Annotated in this window: 16 protein-coding genes; 1 reads left to right on the plus strand and 15 read right to left on the minus strand. The window is 34.0% G+C overall.

All coding sequences use genetic code 11. The features are described from left to right. Positions 1 to 19 precede the first annotated feature (19 nt). The 10 genes from addA to JRC48_RS05875 form a co-directional block, all read right to left on the minus strand. A complete protein-coding gene (gene addA, locus JRC48_RS05830; protein WP_235070906.1) occupies positions 20 to 3,628 on the minus strand; it encodes a helicase-exonuclease AddAB subunit AddA in 3,609 nt (1,202 codons plus the stop codon). Further along, complete coding sequence (gene addB / locus JRC48_RS05835) at positions 3,618 to 7,178, minus strand: helicase-exonuclease AddAB subunit AddB (RefSeq protein ID WP_235070907.1); 3,561 nt, start codon at positions 7,176 to 7,178, stop codon at positions 3,618 to 3,620. The genes addA and addB overlap by 11 nt, the downstream gene beginning before the upstream one ends. A gap of 144 nt (positions 7,179 to 7,322) precedes the next feature. Then, the gene (locus tag JRC48_RS05840) at positions 7,323 to 7,595 is read right to left on the minus strand and encodes an HU family DNA-binding protein (protein ID WP_055242063.1); all 273 of its coding nucleotides are present in this window, start codon (positions 7,593 to 7,595) and stop codon (positions 7,323 to 7,325) included. A gap of 207 nt (positions 7,596 to 7,802) precedes the next feature. Further along, positions 7,803 to 9,278 carry a stage IV sporulation protein A gene (gene spoIVA / locus JRC48_RS05845; protein WP_235070908.1) on the minus strand — a complete coding sequence of 492 codons (1,476 nt, stop codon included), beginning with the start codon at positions 9,276 to 9,278 and terminating at the stop codon, positions 7,803 to 7,805. A 372-nt stretch (positions 9,279 to 9,650) separates the two neighbouring features. Beyond that, positions 9,651 to 9,899 (minus strand): stage VI sporulation protein F, encoded by a 249-nt coding sequence (locus JRC48_RS05850; RefSeq protein WP_235070909.1) that lies wholly within the window; start codon positions 9,897 to 9,899, stop codon positions 9,651 to 9,653. A 251-nt stretch (positions 9,900 to 10,150) separates the two neighbouring features. Beyond that, on the minus strand, positions 10,151 to 11,158 hold the full coding sequence (locus JRC48_RS05855; RefSeq protein WP_235070910.1) for an NAD(P)H-dependent glycerol-3-phosphate dehydrogenase: 1,008 nt from the start codon (positions 11,156 to 11,158) through the stop codon (positions 10,151 to 10,153). A gap of 26 nt (positions 11,159 to 11,184) precedes the next feature. Continuing rightward, positions 11,185 to 12,495 carry a ribosome biogenesis GTPase Der gene (gene der, locus JRC48_RS05860; RefSeq protein ID WP_235070911.1) on the minus strand — a complete coding sequence of 437 codons (1,311 nt, stop codon included), beginning with the start codon at positions 12,493 to 12,495 and terminating at the stop codon, positions 11,185 to 11,187. Positions 12,496 to 12,632: 137 nt separating this feature from the next. Continuing rightward, positions 12,633 to 14,309 (minus strand): S1 RNA-binding domain-containing protein, encoded by a 1,677-nt coding sequence (locus JRC48_RS05865; RefSeq protein ID WP_235070912.1) that lies wholly within the window; start codon positions 14,307 to 14,309, stop codon positions 12,633 to 12,635. Next, positions 14,309 to 14,974, minus strand: a complete 666-nt coding sequence (gene cmk / locus JRC48_RS05870) for a (d)CMP kinase (protein ID WP_235070913.1) — start codon at positions 14,972 to 14,974, stop codon at positions 14,309 to 14,311. The genes JRC48_RS05865 and cmk overlap by 1 nt, the downstream gene beginning before the upstream one ends. Before the next feature lie 157 nt (positions 14,975 to 15,131). Continuing rightward, positions 15,132 to 16,112 carry a hypothetical protein gene (locus JRC48_RS05875; protein WP_235070914.1) on the minus strand — a complete coding sequence of 327 codons (981 nt, stop codon included), beginning with the start codon at positions 16,110 to 16,112 and terminating at the stop codon, positions 15,132 to 15,134. Positions 16,113 to 16,337: 225 nt separating this feature from the next. Here JRC48_RS05875 and JRC48_RS05880 point away from each other — a divergent pair, with 225 nt between their 5' ends. Then, complete coding sequence (locus JRC48_RS05880) at positions 16,338 to 16,571, plus strand: ferredoxin (protein WP_235070915.1); 234 nt, start codon at positions 16,338 to 16,340, stop codon at positions 16,569 to 16,571. Between the two features lie 86 nt (positions 16,572 to 16,657). Here JRC48_RS05880 and JRC48_RS05885 read toward each other — a convergent pair whose 3' ends face one another. The 5 genes from JRC48_RS05885 to JRC48_RS05905 all read right to left on the minus strand — a co-directional run bounded on the left by JRC48_RS05885 (position 16,658) and on the right by JRC48_RS05905 (position 20,276). Continuing rightward, complete coding sequence (locus JRC48_RS05885; RefSeq protein WP_235070916.1) at positions 16,658 to 17,425, minus strand: pseudouridine synthase; 768 nt, start codon at positions 17,423 to 17,425, stop codon at positions 16,658 to 16,660. A 131-nt stretch (positions 17,426 to 17,556) separates the two neighbouring features. Then, positions 17,557 to 18,075 carry a spore maturation protein gene (locus tag JRC48_RS05890; protein ID WP_235070917.1) on the minus strand — a complete coding sequence of 173 codons (519 nt, stop codon included), beginning with the start codon at positions 18,073 to 18,075 and terminating at the stop codon, positions 17,557 to 17,559. A 4-nt stretch (positions 18,076 to 18,079) separates the two neighbouring features. Continuing rightward, positions 18,080 to 18,706, minus strand: coding sequence for a nucleoside recognition domain-containing protein (locus JRC48_RS05895; RefSeq protein WP_235070918.1), 627 nt, complete (start codon positions 18,704 to 18,706; stop codon positions 18,080 to 18,082). Further along, positions 18,706 to 19,809 (minus strand): D-alanyl-D-alanine carboxypeptidase family protein, encoded by a 1,104-nt coding sequence (locus JRC48_RS05900; protein WP_235070919.1) that lies wholly within the window; start codon positions 19,807 to 19,809, stop codon positions 18,706 to 18,708. The genes JRC48_RS05895 and JRC48_RS05900 overlap by 1 nt, the downstream gene beginning before the upstream one ends. A 323-nt stretch (positions 19,810 to 20,132) precedes the next feature. Further along, positions 20,133 to 20,276 (minus strand): hypothetical protein, encoded by a 144-nt coding sequence (locus JRC48_RS05905; RefSeq protein ID WP_235070920.1) that lies wholly within the window; start codon positions 20,274 to 20,276, stop codon positions 20,133 to 20,135. Between the last annotated feature and the right edge of the window lie 37 nt (positions 20,277 to 20,313).

Below are 20,313 nucleotides of genomic sequence, written 5' to 3' on the forward strand. Positions count from 1 at the left end.
GTCTGGGATTCAGCTTTTTTTATTCATAGATAATAGATTGTTGAACTTTTAAGAAGTAAACATAACAACTAACTTTTTTAGTTGGATAAATTTCTTTAATAGCCTTTGAATAATACTTCATTTGAACCGCATAACGTTCTTTTAGTTCATTGTATTGAGATTCAAAGTTAAAGACGTAATCGGTTTTATAGTCAATAATAAAAACTTCATCATCAAACTCAGCTAATAAGTCGATGACCCCTTGTAATAAAATTTGTGACTGTTCATGATCCGCAATTTTAACTAAGGTCATGAATGGAACTTCTTTTTTAACCATGTTTGCTTTCGTAATCGTTTCATAAAGCGGTGTTTTCGTAAAAGCTAACACTTGTTCAAAGTTAATTTTATTTGCCATCGCTTCCGTCATCATTTCCTTTTCAATGATACGTTCTTTCAGTTCTTGAAGACTTTCAGTCGTATGATTGAGTGAAAGCGGAAGATGTTGCATAAATTGATGAAGTGCTGTTCCTGCTTCTGGTCCACTGACTTGATTTTCTTTCATAAAAGAAGGGCGATCATAAGCCACTTGAGGCTTTACTTCTGGAATAACTTTAAAAATTGGCGTTGACTCTTCTTCTTTTCGCTGTGAAACAGATTGTTTCGCATTAATCTCAACGAGTGGTTGATACTCGTAAGTTTGATAAAAGATCTTCTCAAAATCAAGTTTAGGTGGGTCCATTGTTTGTTGTTCACTTTTAGATGATTGTTCTTGTAGTTGTTCATGCTCCGTAATAACGCGCAATTGCCATGAACTTTCATCGTCTAATAAATAAGCTTGTCTATCACAATAAGTTTGAACAATTTCTTTTGAGTCTTTATGCTTTAACACGGCAGGAATAATCCAATCCGCATAATTTTTCGCATTCAATCGATGACTTGAAGGAAGCATCCACTGTGACTCTTTGATCACTTCACTCATTGAGGCCAACTTTTTATCTGTATCAAATACACCTGTGAAAATTAATTTTGATTTAGCTCGTGTCATTGCCACATAAAGTAATCTCATTTCTTCTGCTAGCATTTCTTTATGAATCATTGATCCTACCACATTTTGAACAATCGTTTTTTGCTTTAATCGCAAAACAGGATCAATATATTTCACTGCCACGCCATATTTTTTATGAACGAGATAATTACCTTTTTCATCTTGCTCATTGAATTTTTTATGGATTTGTGACACAAAGACAATCGGAAACTCTAATCCTTTCGATTTATGAATGGACATAATACGAACGACATTTTCATTAGCTGTTACTGTTTTTGCCTTTCCAAAATGTTTTCCTAATGCTTGCATTCGATCAATATAATTAATAAATCCATACAATCCTTTTTTTGTACTTGATTCATAAATTCTTGCTTTATCGACAAAAACATCTAAGTTTGCTTTTCGTAAATACCCATGGGGTAATCCTAAAACGAATTCATAATATAACGTTTGCTCATAAATACGTGTAATTAATTGAGATAAAGACGTTGTCTTTGATTGAAATCGCCAACGTTCAATCGTTTGAACAAACGCGGTCACTTTTTCTTTTAAGCCTTCATCTTCTCCATACGCTTGATAATAGCGTACTAGTTCATAAAAAGATTGAGCTTTTGTTGCGACTTTAATCAGTGATAACTCACGTTCTGTAAAGAAAAACATAGGCGAACGCATTAAGCCAACTAGAGGAATGTCTTGATAAGGATTATCAATCACCTTTAAGCAAGAAATCAGATTTATAATTTCAATTGAATCGAATAAATCAGTCGTTTGCTCTGTAAACAGTGGAATCTGATACAGTCTAAAAACATCTTGAAAAATAGCAACACTACTTAATGAACGCATTAAAATCACAATATCTTGATACGTAATAGAACGATGTACTCCCTTTTTACGATCATAAATTTGTTGATCGCTTGCTATCCATTGTAAGATTAACCGAGCAATATGGTGAGCTTCAATTTCAATCGCATTTAAATCAGTATCTCCCTCTTCTTCAAATTGTTTTTTATCAAGAAGATGAATTTCACTTTGATTAAAGGCATCGTTTACTTCCTGATCCACACCAAGCTTTAACATAGCCGCTTCATCATATTCAATTTCTCCCACAGGTTCATCCATTAATTGTTTAAAAATAAAGTTCGTCGCATCAATGACTTGTTGATGTGAACGATAATTTTTCATTAAATCAATTTTATTGCCTACTGTTTGATCTTTTGCAAATCGCTGATACTTTCCTTGAAAAATACTAGGTTCTGCTAAACGAAAGCGATAAATAGATTGTTTAACGTCTCCAACCATGAAAATTGGAATTTCTGGATTTTTCACTTTAGCAATAGAACTAATAATGCACTCTTGCATGGAATTTGTATCTTGATACTCATCAATCATAATTTCTTTAAACTGCTGATAAATGTCAACCGCCACCTCAGTTGGTTGATCATCTTCAACTAATAATGCAAGTGTATTCCACTCTAAATCAGAAAAATCTAATAATTGACGCTCACGCTTTGCCTTTGTAAATCGCTCATGAAACTTAAGAACGAGATGAGATAACGCATTGACCGTCTCAATGCTTTCACTAAAATGGCGAGCATGTGTTTCATTTGAGTAAACAAAATATTTTTCTTCTAATTTCGTTAAACGTTTCTTAAATAAATCACGGGCGTCTTTACTTTGGCCATGTGCTACTTCATCAAATTGCTTTTTATTTAAACGAGGGAACGTTGAAAGCTTTGTATTTTTAAAAGCTTGACGTAACTCATCATAACTTGATTGATGGCTTTCTTTTAAACGCGTCACGTAAGCTAAATCCTCAGGATAAACATCAGTCGGATATTTATGAGGAGTTCCCATCATTTCAGAATCAATCGCAAATTGACGAGCTTTTTCTAGGTCTACTAAAGCTTCTTCGATGGATGGCAACATTAATTTTTTAATCTCATCGTAGTAGCACCATGATTTTAAATCTTGTCCATCCCACTCATATAAAGAAGATAGATTCATCAACCAATTGATCATATTTGGATTAGAGCGCGCCAGTTCATATACTTTTAAAAGCATGACTTTTAACGCTTCGTCATCACGATCACTATTAAAAATGTCTGTTAGTCGTAAAAACTCTTCATCGTCTGCTTCAGCTAAATCATCAAATAGTGATTCAATGACATCATCTTGTAAAATACCAACCTCAATATCATCCGCAATTTTAAAGACTGGATCTAACTGTAATAAGTAATAATAGCGACGAATTAATTTATTACAAAATGCATGAAAGGTTGAAATATTAGCAGATGAAATCTTATTTAACTGAGCTGAAAGTAGTAAATTATCCGGTTGAGTCCCCAGTTCTTGTTCAATTCGTGAGCGAATACGCTGCTTCATTTCAGCAGCGGCCGCTTCAGTAAAGGTTAAGACGAGTAGTTCATCTACCTGGATTTGATCAATTAAAATCTTTTGAATGATTCGCTCAACTAAAACTGCTGTTTTACCTGATCCTGCCCCAGCAGAAATTAATAAATCATGACCCTTTTCATAAATAGCTTGCCATTGTTCATCATTCCAGATGGCCTCACTTGGTTTTTTAGGAATAGAATTAGAGCTCATCCTCTGCCCCTCCTTTCTCTAATTTACATTTCATCGCTTCCATCGCAGCATCTGATTTCATCTTTGGTAATAAACGAGAAGTATTTCCTAGGAAATCGGGATCGAATTGACAAATTCCTCGATATTGGCAGTAATCACAAGCGCTTCGTTCCCCATATTTCATCGGATTAATATTCAGCTGTCCTTGTGTAATTTTGATGGCAGATTCTTCAATCATCTGATTCGTATAGTGACGAAGCATTTTGAGTGTTTCTTTATTTAAAGTGGCATTCCCTCGTGCTGAAAAACTTCCATCTTTCTTTAAAGTAATCGGCACAATATCACTTTTCGCCTGTTCACTTAGTCGCTGATCACTTAAGTGAACGACATCATAATCTTCTGGTAAATACCCATTCATTTTGTACTTTTCTTGTTGAAGTTGAATGATTTTTTCTTCATAGGACTCTTGACGCAATAAGTCCTCTGAGTCTTGACTAATGAGTGGTCGATGAACATGAAAATATAATAAGCCCCCTACCTCTGCTGGTAAGTCAATGAGTTGTAAAGCATTTGAAACAACAATATCTAAATAAGTGAGCAGTTGTAAACTTAATCCATAATACACCTTATCTAACTCTAACTCTTTTTGACTTGACTTATAGTCGATGATTCTCAAATACGCTTGTTGACCATCTTCACTTTTAGCAACATCCACACGATCAATAATTCCTTTGAGTGCCAGTCTAAATCCATTTGGAAGTTCGCGTGATTTTAAATGAATACCACTTGTTTGCTTCGTATCAAACGGTAGCTCAAAGAAAAGCGGCTTAAACGCACTATGACTTCCTTGATATTTTAACCCGAGTAATGTTTTGTAAACGACTTGCGTTAAGCGCTCCGTTAGCTTCATCATTCGTTTACTTTGACGTAAAATTTTATAAAGTAATTGATCACTTAATTCATCTGAGACCATTTTCGCTAACGTTAAACATTCTTCTGGTGTTAAATCTTTAAAGGAACGATTTTCTTTTGTGATTCGATCAGCAATTCGCTTTAACGCTTCGTGATATAACTCTCCAATGTGAGGTAAGTCTAACTTATATTGTTCTCGTTCTTTTAACTGTAGTCCATAACGAAGATAATGCGCAAATTCACACTGATTAAACAGTTCTAAACGAGAAACACTTGCGACGATTTCCTCACTATATAATTGTTTCGTGATGTCACTATCTAAGTTGGTAACATCATTTTGATAATTTAAAATTTGCGTGATCATTTGGTAAACAAGCGGTTGTGTTTCCTTATAGTAGTCTAACAGCGGTTGATAGTACTCTCGACGTTGTGGTGATTTTTTTAACACGGCAATTAAATGAGCAACGGCTTGCATATGAGTTGTTAAGTGATCGTAAACATCATCTTCCCATTCACGTCCGATATGCGCCTCAACAGCGTTAGGAAACATCGCCTTGACATGATTATAAATATAAGATGGTAAAAACTCTTTTCCTTCATCATTACTATTAGCATAAGACAACGTTAAAGATTGTTTAGCAGAAGTAAATACGGTATATAAAATAAACTGCTCATCCACTTGTGTTTGAACAAGACTTGGCGCTAATTCAATTCCCGCTGCTTTAAGTGATTCACGTTCTGCTTCATTTAGCAAGCTACTTTCTGTCACAAACTTCGGAATTTGACCTTCATTCACCCCTAAAACAAACGCATGCTTAATTCCGTATTGCCCTGGTGTTTTTAAGTCACTCACTAATTGATAACGAGCACGTCTTAACTCTCCGATTGCTACCTGATCCAAACGTGGAGGGACGGTTGCATAAGTCATCTCTTCAATTCCTGATTTAAAAACAATCACAAAATCTTCTAAACTCACGACTTCTTCTTGACCAATTTCAACAAGCTGTTCAAAAAGAGACAGTAGTTGATTCCAAACTTGATTATGCTGTTTATAAAGTTTTAAATCCTGTAATTCCTGTGCACTTTCCTCAAATAAAGCGAGCTTTTGAGGAATTTGACACTCTTCTAAAAACGTAAATGTAGCAATCGCATAGTCTTTATACGTTTTTGCTTTTTTTAACTTCGCCTCAAATGATGTAATCAGACGACTAATCTCACTTCGAACTTGATTAATTTTTTGTTCAGTCTTTAAATCCTCATCTGTTTTAACATAACCGCGCCCAAGTCCCTGATAACGTTCATAAACCCATGAGTCAGAAGACACCCAATCAAACTTTTTCATATTTCTTGCTAAGCAATAATTTTCTAATAAATCAATGTCACGTTGGTAGCTTTGGTATAAGTCATAAAATGACTGACCTTTTTTAAAGCCCTCCACATTAATGAAAAGACCTGTTTTAATAACCGTAAATAACGATTCATGACGCCAATGATTTAAAATCACATCAAATAAATGATAAATCATCGTCATTAACGGGTGATTGATCATCGATTCTTTATAATCTAAGAAAATAGGAATTTGATACTTAGGAAAAATAGCGGCAATCAGCTCATCATAGACATTGGCATCACCCGTATAAATGGCAATGTCACTATACGTTTCATTCTGTTCGTGAACTAGTCGATGAATTCGTTTAGCAACTTCTTCAACTTCTAGGCGACGATTAGCCGCATTAAAGAAAAAGACTCCCTCTTGAGAAGACGGAACAAGTGGCACTTGTAAAAAATGTTGTTCTAAATGTTTCAAGCCACTTGGCTCATAAAAGCGTGACTGTTCATGAGCAGTAATGTCACACACTTCATAATTAAGTCCACGTTCTTTCGCACCATTTTGTAAACGTGAAAGTGTTCGTCCTGATAATTCAAAAACCGAACTTTCAGAATTTAAGTCGTGTGTTAACACCACCGTCACAGACTTCGCATAGTTCATTAATTGAAATAAAATTAACTCTTCTTGTTTATTAAAAATATGATAACCATCAATGTAAAAATCACTATTCGCGATCGTTTGACTGTTCGCAATTTGTTCACTTAAAAGGGCATAATAATCCTCACTCATTAAATATTTATTGAGTGAAACTTTCTCAAACGTATCGTATAAAAGAGCCAAGTCATTAATTTTTTTACTCGACTGAATAGACCAATTCATCGCTTCAGTTGATTCGTTGACACATTGAAATAATTGAGAAGGACTGACACAATAGTTTTTAAACTCGGCAATCATCTCACTTACCTTATTAATAAATCCTGGTTTATTCGCGTAAAAAGGAAATAACGTTAATTCTTCCCTTTTTTCATTCATCACCTTTTGAAGTAAAATAGACAATCCCACCTGATCGAGATGATATCGGCTAACTCCTCCTGTTTCTTGTAAAATACGATAAGCAAAACGACTAAAACTTAGCCCTTGAACACGCATTAAACTTGGTTGTTCACTTTGTTTTAACAACTGATATTCCATATGAAAAGACATCTGATCCGGAACGATCACAAAAATCGGATCCCCTTGAGGATGCGTATCACAGGCTTCTTTTATCTCACTTAAAATGACACGAGTTTTCCCTACCCCTGATCGTCCCGTTATAAAACGAATACTCATCAATTTTCACCTCTATTCATCTATCTAAACGATTTTTATATTTGACTGATAACGACATCTATTGCTATTATACCACGTTCCTATCAGTAGACTAAAATGAAAAAAAAGACAACCGTCAAAGTTGTCTTCCTTCGTTTCTATTAATTATTTTAAAGCATCTTTTAAAGCTTTACCTGCTTTAAATGCTGGGTATTTGCTTGCTTCGATTTCGATTGTTTCTCCAGTATGTAAATTACGTCCTTGACGTGCTGCACGTTCACGAACTTCAAATGTACCAAATCCTACTAAAGCTACTTTATCATCTTGTTGTAAAGCCTCAGTTACAGTTTCAATATAAGCACTTAAAAATTTATCTGCATCTTTTTTTGTTAACTCAGCTTTTTCTGCGATTTTATCTACTAATTGAGAACGGTTCATAAGTTTTAAATACCTCCTAAGATGTTTCATTGCAAGTAAAAGTTTACCACACACCCTATGGCGTTGCAAACATTTATTTGCATATTTTGTTGATAGAACACTATTTTATCCTATTATGTAATACTTTTTAATTTTTTAAACGAATAATTGGAAATTAATAAAAAAGAATCTCTCATCAACCGATTGATGAGAGATTTTTCACATACATTATAGCATGATGGCAATTAACCCGCCATTTCCTTGGTTGACAATTTTAATTAATGTTTCTTGAAGTTTCATACGTGCATTTTCAGGAATTGAATATAATTTCGCTGAAATACCATCACGTACGATATCACTTAAGCAACGCCCAAAGATCTCAGTTGACCAAATTGATAATGGATTTTCATCCACATCTTTTAAGATGAAATCAATTAAATCTTTACTTTGTTGTTCTGTACCGATGATTGGTTCAAACACTGATTCAACATCTACACGAATCATATGAATAGATGGCGCACTTGCTTTTAGACGAACACCGTAACGTGAACCTTGTTTTACTACTGTTGGCTCACTTAATGTCATATCTTCAATAGCAGGTGTAGCGATTCCATATCCAAGTTGTTTTACCATTTGTAAAGCACTTGCGATTGGCTCGTACTCTTTCTTAATATTTGCATAGTCTTGTAATAAATACATTAAATCAGCTTTATCTTTAATTGGACCGACTAACTCAGTTAAGATTTGATCATATAGTTGATTTGGTACTTTAATTTCTAACTCAGCTAACCCAGCTCCTGCATCTAAAGCACTGATGTAGCAATCTTCAACGATATCTTCTTCTTTAAACTCATCTGCTAAATAGTTGATGTCACGAAGTTTATAGAACTCATTTGTGCTTTGATTGATTAATTTTAAGAAACGAGCTTTTAACCAATTATCATCACTTAAAGCATCTACCCAGCTTGGTAATTTAATATCTAATTCAGATACTGGGAATTCATATAATGCTTCTTTTAACACACTAAAGATATCTTTTTTCGTCATGTTTTCAACACTTAAAGGTAACACTGGTACTCCATACTCTTCTTGTAACTGTCCACGTAACTCAGCAACGTCATCAGTTTTTGGATGAGTTGTATTTAAAATAACAATAAATGGTTTGTTGATTGCTTTTAATTGCTCGATTACTAATTGTTCTGCTTCTAAGTAATCGTCACGATTAAAGTTTCCAATTGATCCATCTGTTGTCATTACAATTCCAATATGTGAGTGATCTTCAATTACCTTTTGTGTTCCAATAGCTGCTGCTTCTACAAAAGGAATTGGTTCTTCATACCAAGGTGTATTGACCATACGTGGCCCTTCTTCTGTTTCATAACCAACAGCACTTGGAATGACATATCCAACACAGTCAATTAAACGAATACTTGCTGATACTTCCCCCTCAACTGTTACATTAACCGCTTGTGCCGGAATAAATTTTGGTTCTGTTGTCATGATCGTTTTACCATTAGCACTTTGAGGTAACTCATCAATCATACGTTTTTTTACATTTTCATCTTCAACTAATGGGATCACAAGTGACTCCATGAATTTTTTGATGAACGTTGATTTACCCGTACGAACCGCTCCTACTACCCCTAAGTAGAACTCCCCATTAGTTCGTGCAAAGACGTCTCTCATCAGTTCATTAGTTTCCATATCGTAAACCTCCATTTTCACTTATATTTGTCAATATCAATGTATGTTGCTTATCCTCTACTTTATGAGAGAATTTTAATAAAACTTTAAAAACTTTTCTACTTTACTGCATTGAATGAATTTAGTAGATTCATTCCTAAACCTAACTAACACTGCTAATTAGGGTGCAAGCCTGCGTTTTCTTCGAATTATATGCACTAACGACTTAAAGATATGATAACTTTTAATCATTTTAAGTGAAATATTTATAAATTAGACCCCCACTTATCTTATAAAAAGAGTTTAATGAAGTAATAAGAGTACTAAATTAGTTTTTTAACAAAAGACAAAAAAGGACTTAGCTTCACTAAGTCCTTTTTCGTAATCTGATGATTACATCATCATTTTTAATAATTGATCCATATCTGTTGGAACGTCCCCATCAATAATCATTTTAGTTAATTGATCTTCCACGGATTGATCAACTTTACGACCAACCATTGCCCCGACACTTTGAATAAGTGCACGAACTTGTTTTTCGTTTTTTAAATCCATTTCTGTTGCTTGATCCGCAATATTAAAAAGCTCTGCCTGATTCACATTTACATCTTTCCCAAATCGTCCAAAAAGATTATCAAACATAATTAAAACCTCCTCATATCTCATGTTCAATATAACATATGATAAGAGGAGGTATTTTGTACCATTTAGGCAAATAATTTATTATTTTTGTCTATAAAGAAGCTAAAATGTATGTTTAACTTCTAACCTATTCATTTCATATCTTGTTGGATTAGCGTCCAATTCCTTCGATTTATCAATAACTCTCATCTATAATAAAAGTCTTTTTTTGACCGATTTCATCGAATAAACAGATAATGTTTAAGTTTATATTAATAGAACTCAGGTTTCATATCACGCATCATTAATTGTGCAATAGCATCACGAGGATCTAATTTATTGAAAATAACTCCATAAACTGTTTCGACGATTGGCATTTCAATTTGTAAGCTTTGTATCATTTCATACGTTGCTTGGCAAGTTCGAACACCTTCAACAACCATGGTCATACTATCAATGGCTTCTTGAAGATCTGAACCACTTCCGATTTTATAACCAGCTTGCCAGTTACGGCTATGAACAGATGTACACGTTACAATTAAATCACCTAAACCACTTAATCCACTAAACGTTTCTTCTTTAGCACCTACTGCTGTTCCTAAACGTTTAATTTCGACAAGACCACGTGTGATTAATGCCGCCTTTGCATTATCACCGTAACCCAGTCCAGCAATAATACCCGCTGCAAGCGCAATAACATTTTTAATCGATCCACCAATTTCAACACCGATTAAATCATCCACACGATAAACACGGAAATATTGATTATTAAACATCTCTTGAATAATGTTTGCTTTTTCTGCTACCGTTGACGCACATGTCACAGTTGTTACAGCACGTTCAATCACTTCTTCAGCATGAGATGGCCCTGTTAATGCAACAAATGCCTCTAAATAATTAGGATCAATTTCTTCTTTAACAATTTCAGATACACGCTTATGTGTTCCAGGTTCAATTCCTTTACTAGCATTAATAATCATCACTTGATGATCTAACTCTTGATTGATTGACTTTAAAACATCGCGCATTACTTTAGTAGGAACAGAAAGTAAAATAAGTTGCGCCTCTTTTAACGCTTCTTTTAAATTTGTTGTCGCTACTAATGATGACGGTAACGTTATGTCAGCAAAAAAACGTGAATTTTGATGATTTTGATTAATATCATTTACTACATCTTGATTTAAATCATATAACGTCACATTATTTTTATTATCACATAAAACTTGTGCTAACGCCGTTCCCCAACTTCCAGCACCGATAACGGTTATATTCTTAGTCATTATAAATCCTCCTCATTAACCTATGATTAATCACGGTTTCTTGCAATAATATGAATTGGTGTTCCCTCAAATCCAAAGGCTTGACGTAAACAGTTTTCTAAGTAACGTTTGTATGAGAAGTGTAATAATTCTGGATCATTAACAAAGATAACAAATGTTGGTGGTTGTGTTGAAACTTGTGTTGCGTAATAAACACGTAAACGTTGTCCATTATGAGTTGGTGTCGGATTCATTGCTACTGCATCCATAATGACATCATTTAAGACGTGAGTGACTACTCGTTTCTTATGATTTTCTGCTGCTAAATTTAACGGTTCAAATAATGTATGTAAACGGCGTTTTGTTAAGGCAGATAAGAAAACAATTGGTGCATAATCTAAGAACGCCATATCCGTACGAATTAAGTCTTCCCATTCTTTCATTGTTTTGTCTGTTTTTTCAATAGCATCCCATTTGTTAACCACAATAACAACCGCTTTTCCAGCTTCGTGAGCATATCCTGCGACACGCTTATCTTGCTCGATTAATCCTTTGGCAGCATCAATAACAATTAAACACACGTCACTACGATCAATCGCACTTAAAGCACGAAGAACACTATACTTTTCAGTTGTTTCATACACCTTACCACGTTTACGCATTCCGGCCGTATCGATGACAACATATTTTTGTCCATCTTTTGTAAACTCTGTATCGATTGCATCGCGTGTTGTTCCTGCGATATCACTAACGATGACACGTTCTTCACCTAAAATAGCATTTGTTAACGATGACTTACCAACATTTGGTCGTCCAATTAAACAGAATTTTGTTACATCTTCATCATATTCCATTCCCTTTTTCTCAGGCATGTTTAACACGATTTGATCTAACATATCTCCAAATCCAATACCATGCACCGCTGATGTTGCAATTGGATCACCTAAACCTAATGAATAAAACTCATAGATTTGCTCTTTAAAGTTCACATCATCTACTTTATTAACCACTAAAACAACTGGTTTATTTGTTTTATATAACATATTTGCAACTTCTTGATCCGCTTGAGTAATTCCATCACGTGCATTAGTGACAAATACAATCACATCTGCTTCATCCATTGCAATTTCTGCTTGATGTTTAATTTGTTTCATGAATGGCTCATCACCAATTTCGATTCCACCTGTATCAATCACATTAAATTTACGTGTTAACCATTCTCCACTACTGTAAATACGATCACGTGTAATTCCTGGTTCATCCTCAACAATTGACACGCGCGATCCGATAATACGATTAAAAATTGTAGACTTACCAACGTTTGGTCGTCCAACGATTGCTACTACTGGTAATACCATGTTGCACCTTCTTTCATCTTTACACAAAAAATAAGTCGTTAATATTATAGTAGTTTTTAACTACTTTAGTCAAATTCTCATTTATGAATATAAAAAGGGGGAAAATCCCCCTTTTTATTAGTAGAACTTAGTCTTTATTATAGTAAGTTTTTTAAAGCCTCTCCAAATAAATCCCCTAATGTTTCATTTTCTACTTGTTCTTGTTGTTGCATGTATTTATTATATTCTTCGCGTTCTGCATCTTCTTTAATACGACGAATACTTAATTCTAATTTAAATTGGTTTGGTTCAAAACGCATCACTTTAACGTCTACCTCTTGTCCGATTGATAAAGCATCTTCAACACGAGTGATACGTTTTTCAACAATTTGATTCATTGGTAAGAAACCAACTACATCTTCATTGATTGCAATAAACGCACCTTTATCGTTAGCTGATTGTACTGTTCCAGTTATAACATCACCAGCTTTAATTGATAATTCTTTCCAAGGATTTGATTTTACTTGACGTAATGATAAACCTAAACGATGTTTTTTAGCATCTAATGAGATGATTTTAACCTCTACTTCATCTCCTACATTAACTAACGAAGCTAATGAGACATTAGGATTCCATGACGCTTCTGTATAATGACATAATCCTTCAATATATGGCGCCACTTTAATAAATGCCCCTAAATCAGTGATGGTTGTAATTGATCCTTTAACAACATCACCAACTTGATGTGGGAAAACAACCCATGGATCATCTTCTACTTTTTTAATTGATAACGCTAATCGTCGATTTTCATGATCTATCGCTAAAAGACGCACAGAAACACGTTTTCCTTCAGAAACGATATCTTCAAGCTTCGCTTTATGATCCCAAGATAATTCTGAAAGATGAACTAATCCTTCTACACCTTGAGCTACCTCAACAAAAGCCCCAAAGTCCATTAAACGTACAACTTCACCTTCAAGAACATCCCCTACTTGATGAGTTGATACGAACACTTCAAATGGTGTTGGTAAAACAGCTTTAATTGATAACTGTAGCTTAGTACCTTCAACCTTAATCACTTTTGCTTTTACCGTTTGACCAACCGTTAAAGCATCCTCTACTTTCGCAACCGGTAAATGAGAAATTTCAGAGATATGAACTAACCCTTCTAAAGCTCCAAAGCGAACAAATGCCCCATATTTTTCAATACGAACTACCGTTCCTTCTACTAAATCACCAACTGCTAACGTTGAAAATTGCTCATCACGTGCAACTTTTAATTGTTCAGCTACAACCATTTTACGAGAAACTTTAATCTTTTTATTACGTACATTAAGCTCTACGATTTGAACTTCGATCGTTTGACCCACGAACGATTCTAAATCCGAAACATATTTAACATCAATCATGTTAGCTGGTAAGAAAGCTTCCATTCCGATGTTAACAATTAAACCACCTTTAACAGCACGTTCAACAGTTGCTTCTAATTTTTCCCCTTTTTCAAAAGCCTCTTTTAATTCTTGGAATCGTTCATATTCAAGTAAAGCACGACGAGATAATAAGATTTGCTCATCATCTACTTTTTTAACCATCGCTTTAATTTTATCTCCAATTTTAACGATGTCTTTCGCTGATTCAACCTTTTCTAAGGATAATTCATTTAAATAAATGGTTCCTTCCGTTGCACCTTGAATATCAATCGTTACCTCTTGATTGGTTACACGAACAACTTCACCTTCGATGACATCATTAACAGATGGTAAATCAAAGTTTTCCATTGCTAAGACATCACCCATTGTCATTTCTTCGTGGTTAATCCCATCAAAATGTTTCATTATTTTTCCCCACCTTTTACAATATTTATAATAACCTCTATGACTTCATCAATTGTTAAGTTTGAAGTATCTACCACTACTGCATCTTCCGCTTTAACTAATGGTGAATGCTTTCTTGTTGAATCTAATTCATCGCGCGTTTGAATGTCACGCTTCAATGTTTCTAGATCACATGGGATATTTCGTTTTAAATTTTCATCATAACGACGTTGTGCACGAACTTCTACTGAAGCTGTCATAAAGATTTTATAGTCTGCGTCTGGTAACACATTTGTTCCAATATCACGACCATCCATAACGACATTATCCGTTTTTGCATATTCAATTTGACGACGCTTTAATTCATCACGTACAAATTTATGTGCTGAAACAGCCGAGACATTTTGTGAAACAATCGGTTGACGAATGTCTTCAGTGACATCCTCTCCATCTAAAAATACTTTCTTATCGTTTGTTAAACGAATTGTTGTATTTTCAAGCATTTTTGCAATAGTTTCTTCATCTTCAACACTAATATTATTATTTAATGCTTTTAATGTTACTGCTCGATACATAGCACCTGTATCGATATAAATATACCCTAACATTTGAGCTACTTTTTGTGCAATTGTACTTTTTCCTGCTGCCGCTGGTCCATCAATTGCGATTACTTTAGAACGAACCATATTATCACCTCAACTATCATTATTTTATCACACTATTTCATTTATAAACAACTACAAAATAGGGTTCACCCACCAATTATTGATTATATTTACAAAAATAAACTAAACAAAATCGAAACGTTTTCGACTTCGTTTAGTTTAGCGAATTTATTTTCTTTTATTGTAAAACAAAATAAATTAAAAGAGCTAATACTAAAACAACTACTGCCCATAATATCGGGTTAAATTTTTTAGATTCCGTACAATCATTTATCTTGTTTTGATTTTCATCTAATGACAGCTGATCATTCAATTTAATTTCTTCTTTTTTCTGATCAGAATAAAAAGCATCTAAATTAGCTTGTTTATGTTCAAAACGATGTTCTACTGATTCTTTTGAGATTGAGCTTTGTTTTAATTGATCAATGGCTTCATCTAAATTTACAGCAAGTGAGTTTGGCTCTGATCGCTCAATAACTTCCCATTCACAGTCATCTAAATCAACATCGGAGTTAAAAATTAACTCAATATTTTTATTAAAAATATCATCTTGATAATTTGAGTTTGATTTTTGTTCATTTTCAAGAATCTCACTAAAAATCGAACTAATACTTTCACTATCAGATTGTAAACGACGTAATCGACCATAATCATGTTGAACAAGAGCATCTAAATAATCTAAATCGGCATCTGCATCAAGCGCTAATTCTTCAAATGAATCTTCAAATGCAAATGATCCTAAATTAGGCTTGTTTATTTCAGATTTTTCTAACTCATTGTCTACTAATGAATCAATTCGAACAGATAATAATTCCTGCTCTAATTGCTCCCATTCACTGAAATCTTCACTTTTAATCATTTGGGTAATTTTTGAATATGTACGCGTCCCGTATTTATCTTGTAGTGTATTAATAATATCATTTGAGCGTTGACTTAAGTGCGTTTTGAATTCCTTTACCTCATCTTGATCCATTGACGATAACCCCTCGCTTGCCCCAAGAGTTGTTTTAATCATCTCATGTAGGCTAGACGTTTCAAGTGGTTCATCCTCTAGTTTTGATTCAAAGCTAGATACATTCGAATGAGATGGCGTTTTGTCTTGTTCACGAGGACTAAAATACAGTCGTCGTAATTCAGCATAATCCGCCTTTTGTTCCACCTCACTCACACTCCTTTTAAAAATTTTATATTTTTATCGACATTTTAATCGATTTATTTACTATTTTGTAAAAAAAACAAATAAGACTAAATAATTATATCACAAATTCAATTTATTTAGAGTATTAAATTTGAATTTTTTTATCTTTTTAGTTTATAATAATTCGTATAATTCATATGAATTATATGTAATTAAAAACTAAATCCTGTGAAGGGGGACAAAACAATGGCAAAATTCACAATTGTTTCAAAAGATGAGTGCATCGCTTGTGGTGCATGTGGTGCTGTAGCTCCAGATGTATTTGGTTATGACGATGAAGGATACGCAGAAAACGTATTCTCAGGAGATAACAACACTGGGACTGTTGAAATTGAAGCTAGCTTAGAAGCTGATGTTATGGACGCAGCAGAAGGTTGCCCAACTGAAGCAATCAAGGTTCAAGACTCACCTTTTAACTAATTTTTCCAACTCCTACTTAATTATGTAGGAGTTGTTTTAATTTTATTCAAAAAAAGAGCGATTAGATTTACTAATCGCTCTTTTTTTTAAAATTGTCGCATTTTTGTAAAGCGTAATTTTGGTTTTTCTTTTTTATCATTAGCCATTGAAATTAATGTTTTAATCTCATGTGGTGTTAATGGACGGAATTCTCCTGCTGGTAATCCAACAACATCAATATTTCCAAATTGCTCACGACGTAATTTTTTCACTGGGAACCCAATCGCATCAAACATTTTTTTTACTTGATGATAGCGTCCTTCATGAATCACTAATCGCACTAAAGACGATTGGTTCTTTTTATCAACCGAAATTAGCTGTGCTGTTGCTGGTTTTGTTTGATAATTATCAATTTTAACTCCACGTGCTAATGGCTTTAAACTTTCTTGTGTGACGATCCCTTTGACACGTGCTAAATAAACTTTATCAATTTCACCACTTGGATGCATCATTTTATTAGCGAAATCACCGTCGTTTGTTAATAATAAAACACCTGATGTATCGTAATCTAAACGTCCTACTGGATATAAACGTTCTGACACCTTGTCTTTGAAAAAATCTAAAACAGTACGACGATTTTTTTCATCTGAAACCGTGCTCACATATCCGCGTGGTTTATGTAACACATAATAAACTTTCTTCTCTCGTTGTAGCGGAATCCCCTCTACCTCAATTTTTTCTTTTCCTGTTACTTTCACACCTAACTCACGGACTACTTTATCATTAACTGTTACTTTTCCTTCTAAAATAAGTTGTTCTGCCTTACGACGTGAAGCAACTCCTGCATGGGCAATAACTTTTTGTAATCGTTCCATTGTAAAAAATCCTCCAATCAGAGATCATATTAAATTCGACAAGAATTTATGCGTACCCATCATTTTACCTTTATTATAGGTAAAAATCAATGTTTAATCCAATGGAGATGTTATTTCCCATCTGTTTTTATTTAGAAGAAAAACGAAACAGCTAAAACTGAGGCTACAAATCCAATCACGTCTGCTGTTAATCCTAATTTTAATGCATGTTTCATTTCACTTAATCCTACTGCAGCAAAATAAACCGTAATAATATAAATCGTTGTGTCTGTACTTCCCTGCATAATGGACACTAAACGTCCCATTGTAGAATCTGGACCATAAATCGAAATCAGATCAGTCGTCACACTTAAAGCAGCGGATCCAGAAAGGGGACGTAAAATCATCAGCGGTAAAACGTGAGCATCAAGATTAATGGCTGTAAGAAGCGGGTTTAACATATTCGCAATGGCATCAATAATTCCTGATGCAAGAAACACTTTAATCGCAACAATCATTCCCATAATATTTGGAATGAGTTGTATGGTTGTTTTCATTCCTTCTTTTGCACCATCAACAAAATGATCAAACGCATTTGTTTGATTAATAAACGCCATGACAAACACGGAAAGTAAAAATATTGGTACGACATAAACACTGATAGCTCCCATCTCATCACCTTCTTTCGTATCGCTTCATAGTGATTTTATCACCAGAAGACTGAACTTTTTTCATTCGACTATAAATATTATGAATAATTAACCCACCAATTGTAGTAACTCCAGATGCAAATAAAATAGGTAGAAACACTTCACTTGGATTTTGTGAATGATACATATGTCTGACCCCAATAATGGTTGTTGGGATAATTGTAAAGCCTGCCGTGTTCATGACTAGTAACGTATACATTTCAAAGCTTGGTTTACTCGGTTCAGGATTAGTTGCCTGCAACTCTTTCATTGCCTTCAATCCTGTTGGTGTTGCCGCACTTCCTAGCCCTAATAAATTACTGACCATATTCGTCGTTAAATATTTAAGCGCTGGGTGATCTGATTTTAAGTTTGGATATAAGAAACGAGTCACAGGTGTTAAAAGTTTACAGAGTCCATCTAACATTTTTGACTGACTAGCAACTTGTAAAATCCCCGTCCAAAATATCATAATTCCTGCTAAATACATAACTAAATTAATCGCATCTTGAGCTCCTGATAAAATAGTATTATTAACTTCACTTGTCGTTCCATTAAAAAAACTATAAACGATTCCAATCGTAAAAAGTCCCATCCAAATTTTATGAATCATTAGAAGGTCACCGCCCCTGTAAACCAGTTCATGAGTTTATCAAACCAAGATTGCCCTTCAATTTTCGGTGTAATAGCTTTATAAACAGGTACTTTTTCTACAACCTCATTATTTAACAGAACTTCAAGTACTCCAACTTCATTATCTTTAGGCTTTTCATAAAGAGATAAATTAGTCGTAACTTTTTCACTTCCATCTTTTTTAACGACAACATTTACTGTCTTGTTAACGTATAGTTTTTCATCTAACTTATGATTTTCGATTGTAATTTCTCCTGGTTCCATAATCGTTTGGACTTCATAATTATCAAATCCATAATTAAATAAACTCATGTGATCATTCCAGTCATCTCCGGCTTTAAGCGTGACAACAATGAGTTCCATCTCATCTTTTCTAGCAGATGTGACTAATGTACGTCTTGCTTGTTTAGTAAAGCCAGTTTTTCCACCAATCGCATACTCATAATAACCCGTTACTAACTTATGTTTATTGTGCCAAACGTAAGTCATACCGTTTTTAGTCGTTGCTTTATGCGTTTTTGTTCCTGTTATCTCTCTAAAGATTGGATTATTCATGGCATATTGCATAACAAGTGCCATATCTTTAGCCGTTGATAGATTATACGTTGTTTCATCCAACCCTGATGGATTTTGAAAAATACTATTGGTCATTCCAATTTCTTTAGCTTTTTCATTCATCATCTTTACAAAATCTGCTTCATTGCCTCCAACAAATTCTGCAATCGCCATTGCTGCATCGTTTCCTGATCTAAGCATTAATCCATATAGTAAATCAATTAACTTTACTTGATCACCTAACGTTAGATATAATGCTGATCCTTCTTGTCTTGTTACGTTATCGCTAATTTCAACCCATGCATCAAGCGGTGCATTTTCGATAGCAACAACAGTCGTTAAAATTTTTGTAATACTTGCAATGTACATTTGATCATTTGCACATTTCTCGTATAACACTCGTCCCGTTGTTTGCTCCATTAAAATTCCACATTGAGAACTGATACCCATTGCTGATACTTTTTCTTGATTAATCATCAAGAAAGCCCCTAGTATCGCAACAATCAGTAGTCCTTTAATTTTTTTCATCTTTTGCTCACCTCAGTCCTATAACTATTACAACTCTATGATAAACATGTTAAAAATATCAATGAATAAAAACGCCTCTTATGACAGATTTTTAAGAATATTCTCGATTATTTTTTAAGGTGATTATTAAGATGAGTTTTTCATCTAAAAAACTATTGAAATCTAATTTCTAAGCAACCTATTAAAAATAAAGATTATCCTTCACGTACAAAGACAGTCCATCAAGTGATTACTAGTTGAATTTTAAACTTTTCTTTGAAGAAAGTTCATCTCAAGTTTTATTGATGGAAATAAAAAAGCTACCGATATGGTAGCTTTTTTTATTAATTATATGTTTTTTTAGGTTTTTTACCTTTTTTAAGTTTTGGTTTTGAGTCGTCTATAACTTCTGCGGCAATTTCCACATCAACTGTGTTTTGAGCTGCTTTTGCCTGACTTACTTTTTTACTTTTCGGATCTCTTGGCATACTAAAGCCTCCTTTAATATAACTAAGTTACACTTAT

The organism is Turicibacter sp. TJ11 (assembly GCF_021497505.1).
Lineage (GTDB): Bacteria > Bacillota_I > Bacilli_A > MOL361 > Turicibacteraceae > Turicibacter.

What these genes read in the sequence shown, in the direction of transcription:
- addA (WP_235070906.1), bottom strand. Translation starts at nt 3,628, where the DNA reads ATGAGCTCTAATTCTATTCCTAAAAAACCAAGTGAGGCCATCTGGAAT.
- addB (WP_235070907.1), bottom strand. Translation starts at nt 7,178, where the DNA reads ATGAGTATTCGTTTTATAACGGGACGATCAGGGGTAGGGAAAACTCGT.
- JRC48_RS05840 (WP_055242063.1), bottom strand. Translation starts at nt 7,595, where the DNA reads ATGAACCGTTCTCAATTAGTAGATAAAATCGCAGAAAAAGCTGAGTTA.
- spoIVA (WP_235070908.1), bottom strand. Translation starts at nt 9,278, where the DNA reads ATGGAAACTAATGAACTGATGAGAGACGTCTTTGCACGAACTAATGGG.
- JRC48_RS05850 (WP_235070909.1), bottom strand. Translation starts at nt 9,899, where the DNA reads ATGTTTGATAATCTTTTTGGACGATTTGGGAAAGATGTAAATGTGAAT.
- JRC48_RS05855 (WP_235070910.1), bottom strand. Translation starts at nt 11,158, where the DNA reads ATGACTAAGAATATAACCGTTATCGGTGCTGGAAGTTGGGGAACGGCG.
- der (WP_235070911.1), bottom strand. Translation starts at nt 12,495, where the DNA reads ATGGTATTACCAGTAGTAGCAATCGTTGGACGACCAAACGTTGGTAAG.
- JRC48_RS05865 (WP_235070912.1), bottom strand. Translation starts at nt 14,309, where the DNA reads ATGAAACATTTTGATGGGATTAACCACGAAGAAATGACAATGGGTGAT.
- cmk (WP_235070913.1), bottom strand. Translation starts at nt 14,974, where the DNA reads ATGGTTCGTTCTAAAGTAATCGCAATTGATGGACCAGCGGCAGCAGGA.
- JRC48_RS05880 (WP_235070915.1), top strand. Translation starts at nt 16,338, where the DNA reads ATGGCAAAATTCACAATTGTTTCAAAAGATGAGTGCATCGCTTGTGGT.
- JRC48_RS05885 (WP_235070916.1), bottom strand. Translation starts at nt 17,425, where the DNA reads ATGGAACGATTACAAAAAGTTATTGCCCATGCAGGAGTTGCTTCACGT.
- JRC48_RS05890 (WP_235070917.1), bottom strand. Translation starts at nt 18,075, where the DNA reads ATGGGAGCTATCAGTGTTTATGTCGTACCAATATTTTTACTTTCCGTG.
- JRC48_RS05895 (WP_235070918.1), bottom strand. Translation starts at nt 18,706, where the DNA reads ATGATTCATAAAATTTGGATGGGACTTTTTACGATTGGAATCGTTTAT.
- JRC48_RS05900 (WP_235070919.1), bottom strand. Translation starts at nt 19,809, where the DNA reads ATGAAAAAAATTAAAGGACTACTGATTGTTGCGATACTAGGGGCTTTC.
- JRC48_RS05905 (WP_235070920.1), bottom strand. Translation starts at nt 20,276, where the DNA reads ATGCCAAGAGATCCGAAAAGTAAAAAAGTAAGTCAGGCAAAAGCAGCT.